Raw genomic sequence first — 20,533 nt, 5'->3', positions numbered from 1 at the left:
GTCACGCACACGAGCGTCGATCGCGGTGGCGTGCGGCGGCGAGACGTTCGCTGTCGCGGGCGATGGTGCGGTAGGAGGCGGGTTCAGGGCCGGGCTTGCGGCGGCTTTGGCCGCCTGGGCCGACCGGTGGGCGAGCAGTGCCGTAGAGCCACGGCCGGAAGACGTCGTCCAGGGGGCGTGCGGCGAGGTGTTCGGCGTACGCGGTGAAAGCGGCCGTGGTCGCTTCCGTATCCGGATTCTGTGCCGTGACCCACCCGCGCAGGATGCGGAAGAAGGTGCCGTCGCCGACTTCGGTACGCAGTGCCTGCAGGGTGAGTGCGCCGCGGGTGTACAGAGGGAACGCGAGGAAGCTGTCCGGGTTCGGGGTGGCAGGCGCCTCTTTCCATGCGGGGTCGTCTTCGGGATGTTGGTCATATGCGTGCTGCGCCAATTCCGCCGCGGTGCCCAGCCCTACGTGCTCCGACCACAGGAATTCCGCGTACGTCGCGAATCCTTCGGACAGCCACGGGGCGTCCTCAGCGGGCAGGACCGCGTTTCCGTACCAGTGGTGCGCGGTCTCGTGCGCGACCATGGAGAGATTCGCACCGTCCGCGAAGTAGCTGCCGCCGTAGATCGGTCGGGTCGCGGTCGCGACCACGTTGTGGAAGGCCTTGTCGACCACACCGCCCACAGCTTCGTACGGATAGGGGCCGAACCATCGTGACAGCGTCTGAGTGGCTTCGGCCGTACGTTCAAGCGAGGCACGGGCCGGGGCGTCCAGCGCGCCGAGGTCCTTGCCGTACGCGTTGAACATGGGTGTCCCATCCGATCCGCGGGACGTCGTGAGGCTGTAGTCGCCGATGGCGAGCAGCGCCGTTTCAGTCGGCAGCGGGGTCTTGCTGTACCAGGACCACCGGTCGCCTTGGGACGTGGCAGCAGGGCTGCCGTGACGCAGAATGCCGTTGGACATGGCTGTCAGGCCTGTGGGGACGAGCACGGACACGGACTTGGACGCCCTGGCGGCCGGGGAATGGGCCGCGGGATGCCACCAGGCGGCACTGGCCACCGCCACCGCGCCGCACGGCGTGCGTATCCAGCCCCACCCACCGTCGCCCGCCGGATACTTGGCGGGAGTGTCGCGGTAGCGAACCACCACGAGCAGTTCGTCACCGGCGCTCGCGAGGGTTCTCGGAGTGATGGCGAGGATGCCGTTGCCGGAGGTGAACGCCGCGGGCTCGCCATTCACACGGACCGAGGACACCCGCAGCCGGAACCGCAGGCGCAACGTCGGTAACTTTCCGACCGCGACACCCCGTATACGGGTCAAGCCGGTCAGGACGCCGGAATCGGGCTGGTAGGCGAGATCAATGTCGTAGTGCTCGACGGTAAGACCAGGGCTCGGCAGCACACTCGATTCATCCGCGGACGCGTTGGGAGCCGGAAGGGACAGCAGTGGAGTCGAGACAAGACCTAGTTGGGTGAAACGTCTCCGTGAAAGCACAGCGATCTCCTGCTCAGTGGGCAAAGGGGCGGCACCTGCCGACAGTGCCGGTAAGGAACTCGGATTCCTGTGAACAGTCACGCTAGAGAGAAAGTGCGTCACGTAGCGGGCTTCAAGAGCATGTTGATCAGAAACTCATCAGGCTCTCACTTGTCGAGGGCGTTGCAGACGCACCGACGGGCGAACGGCCCACGGAGAAGAGGGCGGTGACCAACGACCGGCCCGCGGTGCCCGCACAGCCTCCGGCACGGCCGAGTAGCCCGAGTTCACCGCCACGAGCGTGTACGGGCGGGTGCGGGACGCACTCGCGCACGCCCAGCCATCCAGGCGCCCCCCCCGGCCGGGTCGGTGCAGCGATGACGGGTCAGCGTCGCGAGACCAGGTCCACGCTCAGACCGCTGGCAGCACCCGGGCGTGCGCGGCGGCCAGTGCAACGCGCACCGCCCGGTCCGCGGTCGCCTCGTCGACCGGCTCGCCAGTGAACACAAGCCGGAAGTAGATCGGCGCGGCAAGGGCCTTGAGGAGTTCCACGGGGTCGGTCTCCGCGGGTAGTTCGCCGCGCTCAATGGCCCGCGTGACGACCGGTTCCGCCCGCCGGAACCGGTCGTCGAAAAGCGCGTGCTTGACTTCGGCGAGCCGAGGGAGGCGTACGGCGTCCGAGAGGACGGCAGTGAGCAAGGCCCGGCCTGCTCGCGTGGTCATGGTGGCTACGAGGGAGCAAGCCAGCGCGCGCAGGTCACTCTCCACCGCCCCGGTGTCGGGGATCGGGACGTCCACGGCGAAATGGCTGGCCAGCGCGTCGGCGACAAGGCCGTCAGAGTCTTTCCAGTTCCGGTAGATCGTCGTCTTGTGTACGCCGGCCCGTTGGGCGACGCCCTCGACGGTCAGTGCCGCATACCCGGTCTCCGTGAGCTCGGTGATGGCTGCCTCCAGCACGGCGGCACGCATCTTGTTGCCTCGCCCGACAGCGGGAGCACGCCCTGAGGGCGACTCAGCAGACTCCATTGCAACTCCTGGTTGCGTTGATGACGGAACATGCGACAGGATCAGAGTAACGCAACTTAGAGTTGCAATGCGGCCGCCCTTTTCGGGCCGCAGACACTACTGACCCACGGATTGAGGCCTTCATGCCCCGTGACTCCCAGGCAGCCACCCGCAGCTCAGTGCCCGACCCAGGCGACACAGCCGCGTGCCGCGTTCAGTACGACCCTCGCCCGCTCGGCCATCACTCCGCGAACGCGGTGTCGCAAACGGTTCCGCGCGAGAGCTGGACGCCGGATTCCATCCCTGACCAGTCAGGGCGACTGGCCGTAGTCACCGGCGCCAACAGCGGCATCGGGTACGTCACCGCTCGTGAACTCGCCCGCCGTGGTGCCCATGTCGTCCTGGCCTGCCGCAGCTACGAGCGCGGGCGGGAGGCAGTGGAGCGGCTGCGCGCCGAAGTCCCCGGCGCCCGCGCCGAACTGCGCCTGCTCGACCTCGCTGACATGATGTCCGTCCGCGGTTTCGCCGCGGCATTGAGCCATGACCGGCTCGATCTCCTGGTCAACAACGCCGGCGTCGCCATGGTGCCGTTCTCCCGGACCACCGACGGCTTCGAGTCCCAGTTCGGCATCAACCACCTCGGCGCGTTCGCCCTCACCGGCCTGCTCATGCCTCATCTGCTGGCCGCCGCCCACCCGCGCGTGGTCACGGTCAGCAGCGAGGGTCAGCGCTTCGCCCGATTCGACATGGCCAACCTCAATGCCGAGCACCGCTACCGAGCCGCGTTCGCCTACGTGCAGTCCAAGCGGGCCAATCTGTACTTCGCCGTGGAACTGCAGCGCAGGGCCGACATCGCCGGGCTGAGGCTGCGCAGCATGGCCGTCGCTCCCGGGCTCACCCGCTCCAACGTGCTCACCGGAGGCGCCAACAGCGCCCGGGGGCGCGCGTACCGAATCCTCACGCGCCTGCTCTTGCGCATCGCGTTCCGCCCCACACCAGACGGCGCCAAGACCTCCCTGTACGCCGCGACCGCCCCCGACCTGCCCGGGGGAAGCTACATCGTGCCCGACGGGCCGTTCCAGCTCCGTGGCGAACCCGTCCTCCGCAGCCGGGAACGCGCCATCCAGGACACCTCTACGGCCCACCAGTTGTGGACGCTCTCGGAACAACTGACCGGCGTGCACTACTCATTGTCCGCAGAACCGCCCTCTCAGCGATGACTAGTTCCGAGCGGCCGCCCCCACCACCATCACCACCGAACCGCGTCCGGGCTACCCCAGGTCTTCGTTCTCGCCACCTCTCGCCAAGCTGCTTCGCCCCTGGGAGGCACCTGCAGCACCCTCGGCCGTTCACCAAGTCCAGCCCCTCCTGGGCGAGCACCGCGACGGCCGCGGTATGACTTGCCACCCGTGCGAGGGACACGTCGCATAGCCGAGATGACCTGTGGGGAGACGTTGCGTGCACCGTCAGCCACCGCACCTGGAGGATCCACGGACATGTCTCGCCGAACCACTGCTCTCGCCTTCGTGATCGCCGCCGCTTTCCTACCTGCTGTCCCAGCCTCGGCCATGCCCGCCGCGGAGCGGTCTCCGGGAGACGTCTGCTTCTACACCCAACCCGGCTACGCCGGGGCGAGTTGGTGCTACCGACCGCCCGGCTACGCGGACGTACCGGCACCGCTGCACGACAACGCCGCCTCCTTCGAGTCGAACGCCGACGTCACTGTCTACGCCATTGACTGGGTCAGGCCGGGTGAGTGCCTCTACCGAACCATCTGGACGGGCGACCGGAGCACCAACTGGGAGTGGCGGAACAGGTTGGACGCGGTACAGAGCGTTCGGCCCACCGACTGCCAGCCCGGCTGAGCCTGTTCCCAGAACCGGTCCCGACGAGGTCCGTCCACTCGCGGTGCACTGCCGCGGGTGGGGCCACGGAACGCACGTGTTACCGAGGTGAGCACTCGTGGCTGCGTGGCCCGTCGTTTGATCATGAGCAATTCCCTCGGTGAGCACTGCCGTGCGTGGTTACGGTGGGTTGTCGGCGCTGCGTTGGGCATGAAGCCGCGCAGGTGCTGATGGCGAGTGGGAGGGCTTCTTAGGCACGTAGGCCCGCAGGCCCGCAGCCCGCTGCGCGGCAGCTCGGTGATGAGGGTGCGCGGGGCACACCGCCTACCTCCCCGACGGCGGCGACAAGCCCGGCGGCGCGCCCATCGACGTCAACGACGCGTGCCCCACCCGGCACTGGCTACATAGTCCTGGCCGGGGACGCCCCGCACTGCACCTCCCCCTACAGCGGCATGGGCGTCTCCGGCCAGGTCCTCATCGACGCGACCTGCCCCATCACCTACAGACACGTCCGACGCCTCCGTTGGGACCTCTTGCCCTCGCCTCCGAGGCCACCACGCCGACCGCCCAGCGAACCCGGTCCGGTGCAAGCGCGGCCAAGCCTCCGGCGCCGCACCCTACGGGAGCCCCCACCCGGCCGGGCGATCCATGAGACGCTGAAGTCCCCTCATTCCCTGGCCAGTTACACGCCCCCGGTGGTGATGTGTTCGCGATCGAGGCACGGCAGGGGGCGCCACCTGCCCGCCGCCCGTGCTCGCGCTGAGGTCTTCTCCGATGCCCAATGGAAGGGTTCGCCGCGGAACCGCAAGCCTTTGGATACGCGCGCCCCGGAGTACGCCCCCCTGTGGCGCGCTGACGCTGCCGCTGTCGTCCCGGATTCCCGGGGCCCGCTCCCCTCCCCTGTCCTCCCCCGCTCAAAGGACGTCGCATGTCCGTGGCCGCCAACGAGCCCTCGGAGAAGGGAGCGCCATCCGCTACGGCGGCCCTGCGCTCCGGCTCCCTGCGCACCGCCGATATCTCCGTCTTCGTCATCGCCGCCGCCGCGCCCCTGACCGTGATGGCCGGCGTCGCCCCGCTGGCGATCCTGCTCGGCGGTATCGGTGCCCCGGTCGGCTATCTCCTGGCCGGGATCACCCTGGCCGTCTTCGCTGTCGGCTTCACCACGATGAGCCGACACGTCCGCAGCCGTGGCGCCTTCTACGCGTTCGTCGCCCGCGGTCTGGGACGACCGGTCGGCATCGGTGCCGCTCTGCTCGCGCTGGTGGGTTACAACGGCCTTCAGATCGGCGTCTACGGCGTCCTCGCCACCACCACCCAGGACACGGTCCGCGCCCTCCTCGGCACCGACCTCCCTTGGCTGCCGATCTCGCTGGCCGGTCTGCTGCTCGTCGGCTACGGCGGCTACCGCTCGATCGAGTTCGGCGCCAAGGTCCTCGGCGTCCTGCTCGTCGCCGAGACCGGGATCCTCCTGCTCCTCGCAGGCGGCGTCCTCGCCGACGGCGGCGCCCACGGCCTGTCCGCCGCCTTCCTCCACCCCGACCACGTCTTCGTCCCCGGCACGGCAGCCGTCCTCGCCTTCGCCTTCGCCGCGTTCACCGGCTTCGAGTCGACCGTCATCTACCGCCGCGAGGCCCGCGATCCCGAGCGCACCGTCCCGCGCGCCACCTACATCGCCGTCGGTTTCCTCGGCCTCTTCTACGCGTTCACCGTCTGGATCGCCATCCAGGCATTCGGTGACGGGGAGGTCGTGCGGGCCGCCGCCAAGGACCCCGATGGCCTGTTCTTCGCCGCGACCACCGTGTACGTGGGCGACTGGGCGGCCGACCTGATGCACGTACTCATCGTCACCAGCGGCCTCGCCACCCTCCTGGCCTTCCACAACGCCATCAACCGCTACGTCCTCGCCCTCGCCCAGGAGGGCGTGCTGCCCGGCCGCCTGGGCAGCGTCCATCCCCGCCATCGCTCCCCGTACCTCGCGGGTATCGCTCAGACCGCGCTCAGCGCCATCGTGGTCCTCGCCTTCTGGGGAGCGGGCGCCGACCCGTACCGGCAGTTGCTGCTCTGGGTCAACACCCCAGGAATGATCGCCCTGTTACTCCTCCAACTGCTCGCTTCGCTCGCCGTGCCCTGCTACTTCCGGCACATGAACCACCGGGAAGGAATCCTGCGTACGGTCCTCGCCCCGCTCACCGCGACCGCCCTGCTGGCCACGGCGATCGTCCTGGTCGTGGACCACATCGAGCTGTTCACCGGCGCCTCGACGGGCGTGAACATAGTTCTCGTCCTGACCGCACCGGCCGCCTTCGCCGCCGGTTTCCCCCTCGCCTGGTGGCTGCACCGCAGACGACCGCGCGTCTACGCCGGCTTCGCCGCGGAGCCCACCGAATGACCGGACGTCGCGGGCTCGTTGACGTGCGACCCCGAACCAGCGGGCCAGCACGTCGCGGGTAGCACCGTGACGGAGCGGCCAAGGTGGCCAGCGGCCCGTCGTCGAGCAGCCGCCCGCCTCGGCGGCCGTGCTGCGGTGCGGCTGACCCCGCCGCGCCTGCGGTTGCGACCGGCCAGGGCCGGAGAGACGCTGAAGGTGGGCGCATCCGCGCCTCAGTGAGCGCGGAGCCAGAGCGCCGGGCGCGGCGGACCGCCCTGAGGGGACGATGAGCCATGCGCATGATGCTCAGAGCCCGGCTGGACACCCACGCCTCGAACGAGGCCTACAAGCGCGGCGAGCTGCCGAAGTTCGTGCAGGACCTGATGGACCGCATCCAGCCCGAAACCGCCTATTTCGGCCCCATGGACGGCGGCCGCACCTGCACGCTCGTCTTCGACCTGGAGGACCCGTCGCAGATACCCGCCACGCTGGAGCCGCTCCTCCTTCAGATGGAAGCCGATGTGGAGCTGCTGCCCGTCATGAACTACGACGACCTGAAGAAGGGCCTCGCCGCGGGCAAGTGAGTAAGGCTCAGCCTTCCCTCCGTCGCCGGAGGAACTGGAGCGGTTCGAGACCGGCATACGGTCCGGCTTCGCCCTCGCGCGGGCTTGGCGGGCCTGGCGGACGGCACCATCCGCGGCGACGTCGGGCACCTGGAACAGATCCGCACATATGGGAGGCCATCCACATCATCGCAGGCGTCAAGCCGACCTTCATGCACGCCGATACGCATGGACGAGACGCGCGAGCTCACCGAGGGCGAGGCAGACGGCCTTCTCAGGGACGACGACCGCGACGCCGCAAGGGACGCTGACGAGCACGCGCGGGTCCTGTGAATGTGCCAGGCGCCCGGGCCGGGGCCGTCGCTCCTCCCGCCCTGGCACCTGAAGTCTCATCCAGGGCATCAACATCACGTTGACAACGTGATGTTGATGCCCTGGAATGGGCACATGGCCAGCACTGAGCGGGACAGCGCCGCCGAACTCGACCGGGCCCGTGAGGTCCTGAACGCCGCCGGAGCGGCAGAGTTGGAGCGCAGGCCGTGGCAGCCCCCGGGATGTCCGGCCGCCGACGCCGAGCTCGTACGCTTCGCCGCCTGGGTCGCGCGCGCACCCGACGTCGAGCCCCAGGTGCTTGCGGCAGGGCTGCGGCTGCTGGCGTCGGCACGCTCCGAGCTCGAACAGATCGAGGCCGGGCTGCTGTTCGCGGCCCGGGGAGCGGGGATGACGTGGCCGCAGATCGCGGGCGCGTTCGGCCTGGACTCACCGCAGGCGGCCCAGCAGCGCCTGAACCGGCTCCAGGCCCGCGTCACCGGCCAGGCCGAGAAGGCCTGACCCGTGTTCGTCGCCCTGTCCGGCGCCTCCGCGCGATGCGGGACCAAGGCCGCCCACCTCGCTCGTCTGCTGCGCGCGGGCTTCGCGGTGCCGGACGGTTTCGTGATCACCGACCCTAGTGTCCGCGGCTGGGAGCGCGAACTTGCTCCTGCCCTGCGGGCGTTGGGCCGTGGGCCGTTCGCCGTGCGGTCCTCCGCACTGGGTGAGGACGGGGCAGCGGCGTCGTTCGCGGGCCAGCTGCACACCACCCTCAACGCGACCGGCCCGGCCGAGGTCGCCGAGGCGGTGCGCCGGTCCTCGCGCTCGGCCGGTAGCGGGCAGGCGGCCGCCTACGCCGCCAGGACCGGTCACCTGGCGTCGGAGCCGAGCGTGATCGTGCAGGTGATGGTCGCTGCCGAGGCCGCCGGGGTGGTGTTCACCCGGCATCCGGTCACCGGGGCCGATGAGGTGGTGATCGAGGCGACCGCGGGCCTTGGCGACAGGCTCGTGTCCGGCGCCGTCACCCCGCAGCGCTGGATCCTCGATGGCGAGACGAGCACCGGTCCTCACGGCGGTGGTGCCCTCACGGCCAGGCGGGCACACGATCTGGCCCGGGTAGCCCGGCGGATCGAGGACCTGTTCGGCTGCCCGCAGGACATCGAGTGGGCCGTCGCTGGAGGCCGGGTCTGGGTGCTGCAGGCCCGCCCCATCACCGCCGCCCCCCGAACCGCGGCACGAACGGCCGCACCGGCCGGGCAGCTGCTGGTGGCCGGAACCGCGGCCAGCCCCGGCACCGCGTCCGGTCCAGTGCGGGTGATCACCGGCCCCGACCACTTCGACCGGTTCACGCCCGGCGGCGTGCTGGTCTGCCGCACCACCTCGCCGGTCTGGACACCGCTGCTGGCCCAGGCGGCCGCAGTGGTCACCGAGACCGGGGGCCTGCTCGCTCACGCCGCGATCGTGGCCCGCGAGTTCGCCGTCCCCGCCGTCCTCGCCGCCGAGAGCGCCATGACCGTACTCACCCACGGGCAGCCCGTGACCGTGGACGGCACCCGGGGCACCGTCACCGCCGCAGACGAACGGACACAACCATGAACCGGACCACTCCAGGGGACCTGTTGGTCCTGCAGGCCACGCGCACCCTCGGCTACGCCACCGCCGCGCGCCTGGCCGAACGGGCCGGGCTCCCCCAGGCCGAAACCGTGGAGCACCTGCTGGACGCGCAGTCCCGCGGATGGGCAACCCACTCCAGCTTCGCCGACGAGGGCGGCTGGTCCCTGACCGAGGCCGGCACACGGCACGGAGAGCAACTCCTGGCCGCCGAACTCGACGCCGCGGGCGCCCGTACCGCGGTGGAGGAGGTCTACCAGGACTTCCTGCCCACCAACGACCTGGTGGCCGCGGCCTGCACGGCCTGGCAGCTCACCGAGATGTCCATCGGCCCGCAGCCGGTCACCCTCACCGCCACGGTCGACGCGCTCACGCGGCCCGCCCGCGCACTGGCCCAACTGGAGACCCGCCTGACTGCCCACCTGCCCCGGTTCGCCGGATACCACCACCGCTTCACCGCCGCGTTGCACCGAGCGAGCACCGAACCGAAGTGGATCACGGGCACGGACCGGGACTCGTGCCACCGGGTCTGGTTCGAACTGCACGAGGACCTGATCGCCACACTGCAGCTGACCCGCTGACCTTGTCATCAGACGCGCGTGACGACCCTGGTGGCACTGGCCACCCTCATTCCGGATGCCCGGAAGGCGTTCGAGGCTCGGCTCCAGCTTCTCAACGAACCCATCCCGCCTCCGGATGAATCAGGATGCTCACTCCACGCAGGTGCGGCGTAGTTGAGGGGCAGTCGCCGCCCGGAGAAGGTCACAGTCAGTCGCCGGAGAAGGTCACAGTCAGTCGGCAGTCGCTCGATGTACGCCTCTGCCCTGCAAGCGCCGGACCTTGTACTGGAACCTCGACGCCCATGAGACGCCGTAGATCACCGACAACAGGCAGGCCACGGTAAGCGCGTACCAGCTGGCTATGATCTCCATCGTGTAGGTCAGCCAGGCCTGACTCAGCAAGCCGGCCTCTACCAGCCACCGCGTCCGCGAAACGTCTTCCTCTGCCCCCCACCCCAGCTGCCGAAGCACCACCCGGCCCGCGCCCTGTGCGTTCCCCATGATCCCCCCGCCGATGGCACACCAGTCCCGTCATCCAAGGTGACTCGTCACACGGCACAGAGGTTGCACAGCCGACCGTCTGGCTGCTGCTGTTGATGCCTGGTCCGTGTCAACGTGTACGGACGTCCCTGTCAGCGGAAGTCCGCAGCGTGGTCCACCGCCCACTGCCGGAAGGACCGGGCAGGGGTGCCCGTGATGCGCTCCACCTCGTCGTTGACCGGCTCCGGGTTCTCGAGCATCTGCGCCTGGGCCGGCAACACGGCCTCCACCAACTCCGGCGGGTAGCCCGCGGCCTTCATCTGCTCGATGGCCTCGTCCAGCGTGACCTCCTCGAACCGCAGCGGCCGTCCGATCGCCTCGCCGATCAGCGCTACCTGCCGTTCCTGGGTGATCAGTTCGGGGCCGGTGATCAGGGGGCGGGCGCCGAGCAGAGCGTCGGTCGTCAGGGCCTGGACGGCGACCGCCGCCATGTCCGCCTCGTGGATCAGCGGGCGGGCCAGCTTCGCCAACGGCGCTCGTACCGCACCGGTCGTGCGGACCTCCCGCGCCCAGCCCAGCGTGTTGCTCGCGAAGCCGGTGGGCCGCAACGCCGTCCACTCCAGGCCCGACGCCTCGATCAGCCGCTCCAGCTCCGTGTGGAACATGGTGATCGCCTCGCCCGGCTTCTCCTCCTCGCCGCCGACCCCGGCGGATGACAGGTACACCACCCGCCGGGCGTGCTTACCGATCGTGTCGATCACGTCCGACGCGCCCTCGGCGCTCAGGAACGGCCACACCAGGAAGACCGCGTCGACGCCCTCCAGCGCCGCCTCCAGCGACGCGGGGTCACCGAGATCACCGCGTACCGCCTGCACCCCCTCCGGGAAGGCCGCCTCGCCTCGCACCAGCGCCCGCACAGGCACGCCCGCCGCGTGGAGTTGGGCCACCACCGCGCCGCCGACCTTTCCCGTCGCGCCGGTCACCAGGATCCTGGGCTGTGTCATCGGAGTCTCCTCGTCTCGCTGTTCGATGACACGACTCTCGTACATCAACCAAGGTTCAGGTCAAGCCCGACCTGCGGAGTGACCGACTCCGCTCCTGATCTCGACCATCACTCCAGAGGATCCGCCCCCTGAGGACCGGTCACTTTCGCCAGAACAGGTGGTGCGTCACTCCGCTCGGGCTGGGTACGACGTCCAGGTGGAAGCGGTCGAGCAGCTCATCGGGTGACTCCCAGAGCCGTACGCCCGACCCGAGCTTCATCGGCGAGACCGCCACGTGCAGGGTGTCGACGAGGTCCGCGTCGAGGAACTGCCGGATGGTGGTGGCCCCGCCGCCGAGCCGGACGTCCTTGCCCTGCGCCGCCTCGCGGGCCTGCTCGAGGACCGCGGCGGGGTCGCCGTCGACGAAGTGGAACGTGGTGTCGGACAGCGTGAACGAAGGACGCTTGTGGTGGGTCATGACGAACACCGGGGTACGGAAAGGGGGCTCGTCGCCCCACCAGCCCTGCCACTCATGGTCCTGCCAGGGCCCGCGCTGGGGCCCGAACTTATTGCGGCCCATGATCTCGGCGCCGATATTGCGCGCGTAGTCCCGCGTGAGGTAGTCGTCCAGGCCCCGGCTCCCTCCGGGGGCGGTGCGCATGGGCCAGCTCGCCGTGGCGCCCGCCCAGGCGAACAGCCGCTCGGGCTCGACATGCCCGAACGGCCTCTCGAGGGTCTGATCCTCACCGGCACCGATGCCGTCGCTTGAGACGTTGAAGTTCTGGACTCTCAATAGCTGAGCCATGCGTTCCTCCTGTGTTTTGGGGCGATGACCGTGGCTGTGTTTGGGGCGATGACAGTGGTGAGACTCCCCGGGCCGGGCAAACTCATCGCTACCCCCGCGACTGGTCAGAAGGTCAGCTGACCAGCGTCCCGGCCTGCGAGGCTTTTGCGAGCAGCTCAAAGGGGTCGCCAACAACGATGACCAATTGCGCCGAGTGGCGCGACCGGTCGCACAAGGTCTGCTCAGTGGGGCTGCCCCTACCGGCAAGAGGCGGGTCTGCCCCAGCGTCTCCGCCGCGTGCCGAGGGTTGCATGGATGAGGGTGCCTCCCGTGAGCGGCTGGCGCCCGTTGGCAACCGTACTGTTCCCGAAGGAGATCTTCATGGCAGGCAGTGCTGTGTCCCGGTCACCGTACCGGCGGCTTTTTCGGCCGCCGCGCAGGGCGGTGCTGCTGGCCGGTGCCGCGCTGGTCCCGGCGTTGCGGAGGGCCGTGGCCACACCCGTGCCAGCGGCCTCGCCCCTGCCTGCGGCCTCGCCCCTGCCTGCGGCCTCACCCGTGCCTGTGGCCCCACCGCCCCATTCCTCGCCCGCGCTCTCATCAAAGGCGCAGTTCACGCTGCCCGCCCCAACCGGGCAGCAGCGCGTCGGCACGGTGTCGCTGCGCCTCGTCGACCGGTCCCGCCCCGACCCATGGGTGCCCAATCAGCCGGTCCGACAGCTCATGATCCAGCTCTGGTACCCGGCCGCCACCGTCCACGGCTCTCCGAGCACACCGTGGATGACGCCCGCCATCGCGCGCGCGTACGAACAAGCGAACCGTCTGCCCGCCCTGCCCTGGCCGACGACCCACGCGCACCGGGGTGCCCCGGTGCTGCGCCGCCGGGGCGGCAGGCCCGTGCTGCTCTACTCCCACGGCCTGCGGGGATGGCGAACCGAGGCCGCCGCCCTTGTCGAGGACCTCGCCAGCCACGGCTACGTCGTCGTCTCCATCGACCACACCCACGACGCACTTGCCGTCGAGTTCCCCGACGGGCACCTGGAGACCTCTGCCATCCCCGAACTCACCGACGACAACGAGGTCGAACTGACCACCAAGGCGGTCGACGCCCGGGTGGCTGACGCCCGGTTCGTCCTCGACCAGCTCGCCGCGATCAACTGCGGACACGACCGGGACGCCGGACAGCGGCCGCTGCCGCTGCCGCTGCCGCGTGGTCTGCGTGGCGCGTTCGACCTCGCGCACACCGGGATGTTCGGGCACTCGGACGGGGGCACCACCACCGCGGCGGCCCTGCACGACGACTGCCGCCTCGCCGCCGGGATCGACCTCGACGGAACCCTGTGGACGCCCGCCGCCGTCGCGGGTTCCGACCGTCCGCTGCTGCTGTTCGGCAGGAACGAGCAGGACCGTGGAAGGGACGCGTCTACGTCAACGCCTACTTCGACCGATACCTGCGCCATCGGCGGACCGATCTGCTCGACTGGCCGTCGCCGCGCTACCCAGAGGTCGAGTTCGTCGCCTGACGACGGTGTGCGGCCTCTCCCTGGGCCAGCGAGCCCGCGGGGCCTCAGGGCGGCCCCAGCGCGAGCGGTTCGCATCCGGCCCGGTCACGTCAGCGGTGCTTAGCGAGGACCGGTATCGCCCGGAGGCTCTGTTCCCAGGAGGGCGAGCAGCCCGGGGAATCTCTTCTCGATGTCCGCGCGTCGCAGACGGACGCCCTTGCGGTTGCCGTAGTCGATCTCGTCAATGAGCCCTGCCTCGCGCAGGACGCGGAAGTGATGGGTCTGGGTCTGCTTCGAGATCGGAAGGTCGAACGAGTTGCAGCCCCGCTCGTTGTCGCTGCGGTCGGCGGCCAACTGCGTCACCACCGAACGACGGTGCTCGTCGGCGAGGGCACGAAACACCACACCCAGATCGAGCGCGTCGGCCTCCGGGCCGACCAGGTTCTTCCCGGTCACGCGACACCCCCTTCAGGTACGACTTGAATCGTACCTGAAGGATGTGCTCCACTGAGGTACGAGATCCTTCGTACCTTGCTTCCGGGTCGCGCTGCCCCGTGCCGCCGCGCCCTGAGACCCGGCCCCGGCGCTCACCGGGGGCCTGGTCATCGACACTCCGAGAGGCCATCGTCATGAAGAAGCCCGAGGTGCTGATAGTCGGTGCCGGAATCGCAGGGCCCGCACTCGCGTACTGGCTCTCCCGGAATGGCTACCGGCCGACGGTCGTCGAACACGCCCGGCGGTTACGCTCCGGTGGCAGCGCCATCGTCGTGAAGGGGCCCGCGATCCCGGTCGCTGACCGCATGGGCGTCCTCCCGCGGCTCCGCGGGCTCGCCACCCGCAATCGGACACTGACCCTGCTCGACCCCGGCGGCAGGCGAATCCTGCGGCTCCCGCTCACCTCGGACAAGGCGCCGACGGTCGAGGTGACCCGGGCCGACCTGTCCGAGGTGCTCCACCGGTCGGCGCGGACCGAGGCCGAGTTCTTGTTCGACGACACGGTCACCGCTCTCGACCAGGACACAGGCGGGGTCGACGTCACCTTCCGGCGGTCCGCGCCACGGCGCTTCGACTTGGTCGTCGGTGCCGACGGGACGCACTCCACCGTACGGCGCCTGGTCTTCGGACCCGAGCGGCAGTTCGCGAGCGACCTGGGTCTGTACGGCGCGACCGTCCCGCTGGAACCCGACGCCATCGAGGACCCGAGCGAGCTGACGATGCTGACCGTGCCGAACCGGATGTTGGTCGTCCACCCCTCGCGGGCCACTCCGCTCGCCATCTTCACTTTCCGGGCCGCCCAGTCGGCGCCCCACGACCGCAGGAACACCGCCCTGCACAAGCAGACCGTGGCCGACGCCTACGCCGACGTGCGGTGGCGGGCACCGGAGCTCGTGGCGGCGTACCTCGACCACCCGGCTCCGTTCTTCGACCCCCTGACCACTGTCCGGGTGCCCTCGTGGTCCCGCGGACGGGTCGTCCTGCTCGGGGACGCGGCGACGGCGACAGCCCTGCTGGGTGACGGGTCCAGCATGGCGATGGCGGGCGCGTACGCCCTCGCGGAAGAGCTCGCCGCCCATCCCGCTGGTCACGCCCGCGCCTTCGCCGCCTACGAGTCGCGGCTCCGCCGTGAGCTGGGTCCGCGACAGCGACGCGTCGGTCCGCTCTCCAGGCTCATGGTGCCCCGGACCGGGCCGGGCCTCGCGGTGCGCAACGCGGTGGGCCGCGCGGTCGGTCGCGCGGTCAGTCGCACGAACCGGATCGCCTCTCGCGAAGCCGCGAACCGGTAGACCGGGTCCGCACCGACCAGTCACCGGTCGGTCACCGGTCGGCGAGCGGCTCAAGTGCCGGGTGCGCACGAGCAGTTACGCGGATCCGGCCCCGATCTCAGGCGTCGCGGCGCCGCAGCCACCACCCCGCGAGGCAGAGCGCCAGCGCGCTATAGGCAGCCACCAGCGCCAGGGAGGGCCACGGGCCGAGGGAGCCGACCGCTTCCGGGCCCGCGTCGGAGGTCTGTGTCAGCTTCTCCAGGGCGGCCGTCGGGGACGCGCCCGCGATCCACCGCTGGAGGTCGCCGAAGAGCGGACCGAACAGGGAGGGCAGCAGCATCACGGCGACCACGGCGGTCACGGCCCCGGCGGAGTGCCGCAGCAGGACGCCGATCGCCAGGCCCAGGACGCCCACGGCGGCGAAGAGCGCGGCGATCCCGAACAGTGCGGGCAGCGGCTCGCCGCGAGCGTATCGGCCCTCCTCCAGAACCGCGTCCCCCAGCAGGTAGGCCACCGTGCAGGAGAACAGCGCGACCATGTACAGCAGCACGGCGAGCAGGACGGCCTTCGCGGCGAGGACGTGGCCACGGCGGGGCACGGCGGCGAGCGTGGCGGCGATGGTGCCGCTGGCGTACTCCCCGCACACCGTCAGGGCTCCCACCACCCCGGCGATCATCAGTGAGACCACGCTGAGGGTCAGGCTGCCGCCGAGGACCGTGTCGTCGTCCTGCAGGCTGCCGCTGACTCCGACGAAGACCGCGCCGACCACCGTCACCAGGCCCGTCGCGAAGGCCGTGAAGCGAGTCGAGCGGAGGCTGGCGAACTTGGTCCACTCGAAGGCCAGGTGGTGCCGGAAGCCGGGGGCGGCGGAAGTGCCGTCCGTGAGCAGCGGGTTCATCCGGTCGCTCCCTCCATCACGTCGTGTGCGCCGCTGCCCCGGTACTCCACCGTGGAACGGGTCATGGCCGTGTAGACCTCCTCCAGGGAAGAGAAGACCGGTGTCAGCTCGTGGACGGCCAGGCGGTGGGCGCGGGCCAGCTCGCCGATCTCGGCGGGCGTGAGACCGGCGACCCGCCAGCCGCCCTCCGCGTCCAGGCGTACCGACGCTCCTCGCTCCTCAAGGGCCGCCCGCATGCGGTGCGCCTCGGCATCCGGTGTCCGCACGCGGGTGACGCCCTGCGAGTTCGCCTCGATGAACTCCCGCATCCCGGTATCGGCGAGCAGTTGCCCCCTGCCGATGACGATCAGCCGGTCGGCGATCAGCTCCATCTCGCTCATCAGATGACTGGAGAGGAAGACCGTACGGCCTTGCACCGCCTGGCAGTTGAGCAGGGAGCGGATCCAGCGGATGCCGTCGGTGTCGAGCCCGTTGACCGGCTCGTCCAGGAGCAGTACCTCCGGGTCACCGAGCAGGGCGGCGGCGATGCCGAGCCGTTGGCTCATGCCGAGGGAGAGGCCTTTGGCTCGCTGACCGGCGACATCGCTGAGTCCGGCCAGGTCAAGGACCTCGTCCACCCTGCGGGAGGCGATGGCGTTGGAGCGGGCCAGGCCGAGCAGGTGGTGGCGCACACTGCGGCCACCGTGCACCGCTCGGGCGTCCAGGAGCGAGCCGACCTCGCGCAGGGGCGCGGCGAGGCGGTCGTAGCGGCGGCCGCCGACGGTGACGGCGCCCGCGCTGGGTGTGTCCAGGCCGAGGATCATGCGCATGGTGGTGGTCTTGCCGGCGCCGTTGGGGCCGAGGAAGCCGGTCACCAGGCCCGGCCGTACCGTGAAGGTCAGTTGGTTGACCGCGGTCCGCTCGCCGTACCGCTTGGTCAGTTCCTTTGCTTCGATCATGTCGCCGACGCTACGGACGGCGCCGCGCCCGGGCATCGGCCGCAGGGAGTCGACGACTACGCCCACAGGAGTACGCAACGGGCCTCATGCCTCGCCGGGCCGCACCAGACCGGTCTCGTAGGCGATGACCACGAGCTGGGCGCGGTCCCGTGCGCCCAGCTTGGCCAGCACCCGGCTGACGTGGGTCTTCGCGGTGAGCGGCGACATGGTCAGACGGGTGCCGACCTCCTCGTTGGACAGGCCGCGGCCGACCAGGGCGAGCACCTCGCGCTCCCGTCCGGTCAACGGCGCCAGTCGCCGCCGCGCCTGCTCCTGGGGCGCCTTGAGCCGGGCGAACTCCTCGATCACGCGCCGGGTCACCGCCGGGGCGAGCAGGGACCGCCCGGCGGCCACCGTGCGGATGGCCTCACGCAGGCCGTCCGGCTCCACGTCCTTGAGCAGGAAGCCCGCCGCTCCGGAGCGCAAGGCCTCGAAGACGTACTCGTCCGCCTCGTAGGTCGTCAGGACCAGGACGCGGACGGCGTCCAGGCCCGGGTCGGCGACGATCCGCCGGGTGGCCTCCAGGCCGTCGACACCGGGCATGCGGATGTCCATGAGCACCACGTCGGGCCGCGTGGTGCGCGCCAGTTCGACAGCGTGCGCGCCGTCGGCGGCCTCGGCGACCACCGCCAGGTCGTCGGTGAGGTCGAGGAGGGCACGGAACCCCGCCCGGACGACGGTCTGGTCGTCGGCGAGCAGGACCCGGATCACGCCGCCTCCAGGGGCAGCCAGGCCCGGACCCGCCAGCCGCCGCCCGGCACCGGCCCCGCCTCCAGACACCCGGCCACGGACGCGGCCCGCTCCCGCATGCCGATCAGGCCGTACCCCCCGGGAGTGGCCCCAGGCGCCCTGGGCGGGCCGTCATCGCTTATTTCCGCCACAAGCGCATCCCCGGTCGGCGCGACGGAGACGGCCACGTGCCGCGCCCGCGCGTGCTTCATCACGTTGGTCAGCGCCTCCTGGACGATGCGGTACGCCGCCAGCTCCACCACTGGCGACAGCGGACGCCCACCGGTGTCCACGTGCAGGGACACCCGCAGCCCCGTCCCGCGCACCCGCTCGGCCAGCTCGCCAAGGCGCTCCAGGCCAGGTGCGGGTTCCCGCTCGCCCTCCTGTCCCTGCCGCAGCACACCGACGGTCGCCCGCAGCTCCCGCACCGCTTCCTTTCCCGAGGCCCGCACCTGCCGCATCGCCTCCCGTGCCAGATCCGGCCGCTTGTCCAGCGCGTCGAGCGCCACCCCCGCCTGCACGGTCATCGCCGACACGGTGTGCGCCACCACGTCGTGCAGCTCCCGAGCGATCCGCACCCGCTCCTCCTGCACCCTGCGCCGCCCCTCCCGCTCCCGCTCGCCCTCCGCGCGCACCGCCCGGTCCGCGTACTCCTTCATCAACTCCCGTCGCCCGCGCACCACTTCTCCCAGGAGGAGCGGCACCAGCGGCCAGAGTATCTCCAGCAGCGGCGCACCCTGCGGCTGCGTGACATCGATGCCCACCATCGCAGAGACCGCACCCGAGGCCAGGGCGGCGAGCACGGCGGTGTGCAGGGTCCGCTGCCGATCACCCCGCACCGCGAGCGTGTACAGCGCCACCATGACCGGCAGGTTCAGCAGTTCCCCGACGTGGCCGTGCAGCGCCCGGCCCGCGCAGGCCGCGCCCGTGACGAGCGTGACGGCCACCGGCCACCGGCCGCGCACGAGCAGCGCCGCCACGCAGGCGCCGTACAGCAGCCAGGTCCGCCAGTCGGCCTGCCGGTGGGAAGGGTCGTTCACCGCCGCGTCCGCACCGGTGAGCACGGCCACCAGCGCCGCCACCGCCAGGTCCGCCAGCGGCGGGGGCAGGGGCCGGGAGACACGGCGCGGACGAGGGAGAACGGAGGAGGAAGAGGGCACGTTCCGAACGATATGGAGCCGAGGCGCGCGACGTGTACACCATCAGGAGTACATGTCCCATGTCCCCGCAACGTCTTCCACAGCCGGGCGCACGCCCTTCCATGCTCCTTCTGCAGCCCGGTAAACGAGGGCTTCGCGTGTGGCCACTCCGCACGTACTGAGGCGGGCGGTCGCTCGGCGCGCACGCCTGGGAGATCTGCCCGTGCTCGAGGTGATCGCTCTCCCAGATCATGCTGGAGGAAGCGGCCCACACATGGACTACGTGCGGGGCCCGCCGCGACTACGACCGGGGGGAGCGTGGAGAGCACGACCGGGGCCACCAAGGCGGCTGGGAGCCGTCCTCGATCAGCGTGATTTTGGCACCAGCCTGAGCTGCGGCCGCCTGCCTCGCCCAGTACTGCCCCCGCCACTCCCGCGCCTTCACCCACGCTCTGGCCATCACGTCCCGGTGCAACTGCTGGGCGGCTGCTGCCCTCGGTGGAGACAGACTCCGGCCTCGGTCCAGTCCCGGTACGGGACAGCGGAGGAGGGGGCGTCACTGGTGGCGTAGATGGCGAGCCACGTGGCGAACGAGGAAGCAGCCTTCGCGACCGGGCCGTTCTGTCCGAGGTGGGGCGACCGGGCGGGCACCAGCACGCTCCGGGCGGTCGGCGACCGCGAGCGGCACGGCCGGTTCCGCGCGGTGCGGCACACGGATCGCTTGCCGGTCCGCGAGCGCGCTGTGAAACTCCGAACGTGCGCTCTGCAAGGCACGGACCGGAGCCCGGCCGTGCCCCACTGATCGGTTCTGTCACAAGGACGACCAACCAGGAGAGCAATCCCATGTTCCGATCGACACTCCGGCCTCTACTCCTCGGCTTGGTCACCGCGGCCGCCGTGCTGGGCACCACCCAGGCATCGGCCACGACGACCGAAGCCCCGGCTCCGGCCACGGGGAGCGAGGCCCCCACCTACTGGGCCTGCTCGGTCCCGCCGGGCTACACCTACACCAAGGTGATACAAACCAACTCCTGCTCCGACATCGGCACTCGCCCCTACTACGACGTGACGAGGCCCAGAACGGGCCTGTGGGCCTGCACCGTCCCGCCGGGTTTCACCTACACCCAAGCGAGGAGCACCCGGGACTGTTCCACCATCGGATCCGGCTACAGCTACCTCCTCCAGGCGGTGTGAGGCCAGCCCACTGACACCGTCCCCGGTCGACGCGTCGGGGACGCGCGTGAACCAGCCTCCCGCACAACCCCGTTGGGGCGGTGCGGGACGTCGTCGTGCGCTCCGCATAGCGGCGGAACGATCGCCGTCGAGGACACGTACCAGGGCGAAGCGCGGGCTCGGGTCATCGCCGTGACCCCGACGAGGCGAAACGCTCCCGTAGCGGCTTCTGCCCCTCCGCCGCCAAGGAGCCGAAGAGTCAGAAGCGTGCGACGCCGACGTCAGGACGGATCTCGAGCCGGACGGCGCTCGTCACCACCCCGCGCCAGTGACTCCACGACCTGCCGGGCATGGAGTCACGGGCGCCGGGCGTGGCGTCCGTGCGCCAA

General features: G+C 70.6%; 20 protein-coding genes. 10 read left to right on the top strand and 10 right to left on the bottom strand.

The genetic code is table 11. The features are described 5' to 3' along the window. Position 1: 1 nt before the first annotated feature. Both AC07A4_RS18300 and AC07A4_RS18295 read right to left on the bottom strand, forming a co-directional pair. Positions 2 to 1,387: a M1 family aminopeptidase gene (locus tag AC07A4_RS18300; RefSeq protein ID WP_478599508.1), complete on the bottom strand. Its 1,386-nt coding sequence runs from the start codon at positions 1,385 to 1,387 to the stop codon at positions 2 to 4. Between the two features lie 483 nt (positions 1,388 to 1,870). Beyond that, positions 1,871 to 2,416 carry a TetR/AcrR family transcriptional regulator gene (locus AC07A4_RS18295; protein WP_478599505.1) on the bottom strand — a complete coding sequence of 182 codons (546 nt, stop codon included), beginning with the start codon at positions 2,414 to 2,416 and terminating at the stop codon, positions 1,871 to 1,873. A gap of 305 nt (positions 2,417 to 2,721) precedes the next feature. On the opposite strand from AC07A4_RS18295, the gene AC07A4_RS18290 reads away from it, so the two are divergent. The 7 genes from AC07A4_RS18290 to AC07A4_RS18260 all read left to right on the top strand — a co-directional run bounded on the left by AC07A4_RS18290 (position 2,722) and on the right by AC07A4_RS18260 (position 9,740). Beyond that, entirely contained in the window at positions 2,722 to 3,684 is a 963-nt protein-coding gene (locus AC07A4_RS18290) for an oxidoreductase (protein WP_478599502.1), read from the top strand. Positions 3,685 to 3,960: 276 nt separating this feature from the next. Next, complete coding sequence (locus tag AC07A4_RS18285) at positions 3,961 to 4,329, top strand: hypothetical protein (protein WP_478599500.1); 369 nt, start codon at positions 3,961 to 3,963, stop codon at positions 4,327 to 4,329. A gap of 907 nt (positions 4,330 to 5,236) precedes the next feature. Then, positions 5,237 to 6,697: an APC family permease gene (locus AC07A4_RS18280; protein WP_478599497.1), complete on the top strand. Its 1,461-nt coding sequence runs from the start codon at positions 5,237 to 5,239 to the stop codon at positions 6,695 to 6,697. Between the two features lie 278 nt (positions 6,698 to 6,975). Beyond that, positions 6,976 to 7,260 (top strand): hypothetical protein, encoded by a 285-nt coding sequence (locus AC07A4_RS18275; RefSeq protein ID WP_478599494.1) that lies wholly within the window; start codon positions 6,976 to 6,978, stop codon positions 7,258 to 7,260. A gap of 426 nt (positions 7,261 to 7,686) precedes the next feature. Next, positions 7,687 to 8,070: a DNA-binding protein gene (locus AC07A4_RS18270; RefSeq protein ID WP_478599491.1), complete on the top strand. Its 384-nt coding sequence runs from the start codon at positions 7,687 to 7,689 to the stop codon at positions 8,068 to 8,070. Positions 8,071 to 8,073: 3 nt separating this feature from the next. Next, complete coding sequence (locus AC07A4_RS18265; RefSeq protein WP_478599488.1) at positions 8,074 to 9,144, top strand: PEP/pyruvate-binding domain-containing protein; 1,071 nt, start codon at positions 8,074 to 8,076, stop codon at positions 9,142 to 9,144. After that, positions 9,141 to 9,740: a transcriptional regulator gene (locus AC07A4_RS18260; protein ID WP_478599486.1), complete on the top strand. Its 600-nt coding sequence runs from the start codon at positions 9,141 to 9,143 to the stop codon at positions 9,738 to 9,740. Before AC07A4_RS18265 ends, AC07A4_RS18260 begins: the two co-directional genes overlap by 4 nt. A gap of 210 nt (positions 9,741 to 9,950) precedes the next feature. Here the strand turns inward: AC07A4_RS18260 and AC07A4_RS18255 are convergent, their stop codons facing one another. From AC07A4_RS18255 to AC07A4_RS18245, 3 genes are all read right to left on the bottom strand, one after another. Beyond that, entirely contained in the window at positions 9,951 to 10,220 is a 270-nt protein-coding gene (locus AC07A4_RS18255) for a hypothetical protein (protein ID WP_478599483.1), read from the bottom strand. Positions 10,221 to 10,351: 131 nt separating this feature from the next. Continuing rightward, positions 10,352 to 11,203 carry an NAD(P)H-binding protein gene (locus tag AC07A4_RS18250; RefSeq protein ID WP_478599480.1) on the bottom strand — a complete coding sequence of 284 codons (852 nt, stop codon included), beginning with the start codon at positions 11,201 to 11,203 and terminating at the stop codon, positions 10,352 to 10,354. Positions 11,204 to 11,342: 139 nt separating this feature from the next. Further along, positions 11,343 to 11,987, bottom strand: coding sequence for a dihydrofolate reductase family protein (locus tag AC07A4_RS18245; protein WP_478599478.1), 645 nt, complete (start codon positions 11,985 to 11,987; stop codon positions 11,343 to 11,345). Positions 11,988 to 12,527: 540 nt separating this feature from the next. Between AC07A4_RS18245 and AC07A4_RS18240 the strand changes: the two genes are divergently transcribed. After that, a complete protein-coding gene (locus tag AC07A4_RS18240) occupies positions 12,528 to 13,589 on the top strand; it encodes an alpha/beta hydrolase family protein (RefSeq protein ID WP_478599476.1) in 1,062 nt (353 codons plus the stop codon). Here the strand turns inward: AC07A4_RS18240 and AC07A4_RS18235 are convergent. Then, a complete protein-coding gene (locus AC07A4_RS18235) occupies positions 13,586 to 13,921 on the bottom strand; it encodes an ArsR/SmtB family transcription factor (protein WP_478599473.1) in 336 nt (111 codons plus the stop codon). The two genes, AC07A4_RS18240 and AC07A4_RS18235, sit on opposite strands and share 4 nt — an antisense overlap. A gap of 173 nt (positions 13,922 to 14,094) precedes the next feature. On the opposite strand from AC07A4_RS18235, the gene AC07A4_RS18230 reads away from it, so the two are divergent. Then, entirely contained in the window at positions 14,095 to 15,249 is a 1,155-nt protein-coding gene (locus AC07A4_RS18230) for an FAD-dependent monooxygenase (RefSeq protein ID WP_478599471.1), read from the top strand. 97 nt (positions 15,250 to 15,346) lie between these two features. Here AC07A4_RS18230 and AC07A4_RS18225 read toward each other — a convergent pair whose 3' ends face one another. The 4 genes from AC07A4_RS18225 to AC07A4_RS18210 form a co-directional block, all read right to left on the bottom strand. Then, positions 15,347 to 16,126: an ABC-2 transporter permease gene (locus AC07A4_RS18225; protein ID WP_478599468.1), complete on the bottom strand. Its 780-nt coding sequence runs from the start codon at positions 16,124 to 16,126 to the stop codon at positions 15,347 to 15,349. Then, complete coding sequence (locus AC07A4_RS18220; protein ID WP_478599465.1) at positions 16,123 to 17,064, bottom strand: ATP-binding cassette domain-containing protein; 942 nt, start codon at positions 17,062 to 17,064, stop codon at positions 16,123 to 16,125. Before AC07A4_RS18220 ends, AC07A4_RS18225 begins: the two co-directional genes overlap by 4 nt. Positions 17,065 to 17,148: 84 nt before the next feature. Then, positions 17,149 to 17,811, bottom strand: a complete 663-nt coding sequence (locus AC07A4_RS18215; RefSeq protein ID WP_478599935.1) for a response regulator — start codon at positions 17,809 to 17,811, stop codon at positions 17,149 to 17,151. Then, on the bottom strand, positions 17,811 to 18,992 hold the full coding sequence (locus AC07A4_RS18210) for a sensor histidine kinase (RefSeq protein WP_478599462.1): 1,182 nt from the start codon (positions 18,990 to 18,992) through the stop codon (positions 17,811 to 17,813). The genes AC07A4_RS18215 and AC07A4_RS18210 overlap by 1 nt, the downstream gene beginning before the upstream one ends. Before the next feature lie 822 nt (positions 18,993 to 19,814). On the opposite strand from AC07A4_RS18210, the gene AC07A4_RS18205 reads away from it, so the two are divergent. After that, on the top strand, positions 19,815 to 20,165 hold the full coding sequence (locus tag AC07A4_RS18205) for a hypothetical protein (RefSeq protein ID WP_478599459.1): 351 nt from the start codon (positions 19,815 to 19,817) through the stop codon (positions 20,163 to 20,165). Positions 20,166 to 20,533: the final 368 nt, after the last annotated feature.

It is taken from the genome of Streptomyces sp. NPDC043996, from assembly GCF_056435225.1.
The sequence above is the reverse complement of the archived record's forward strand: the minus strand, read 5'-3'. Positions and strand labels throughout refer to the sequence as shown.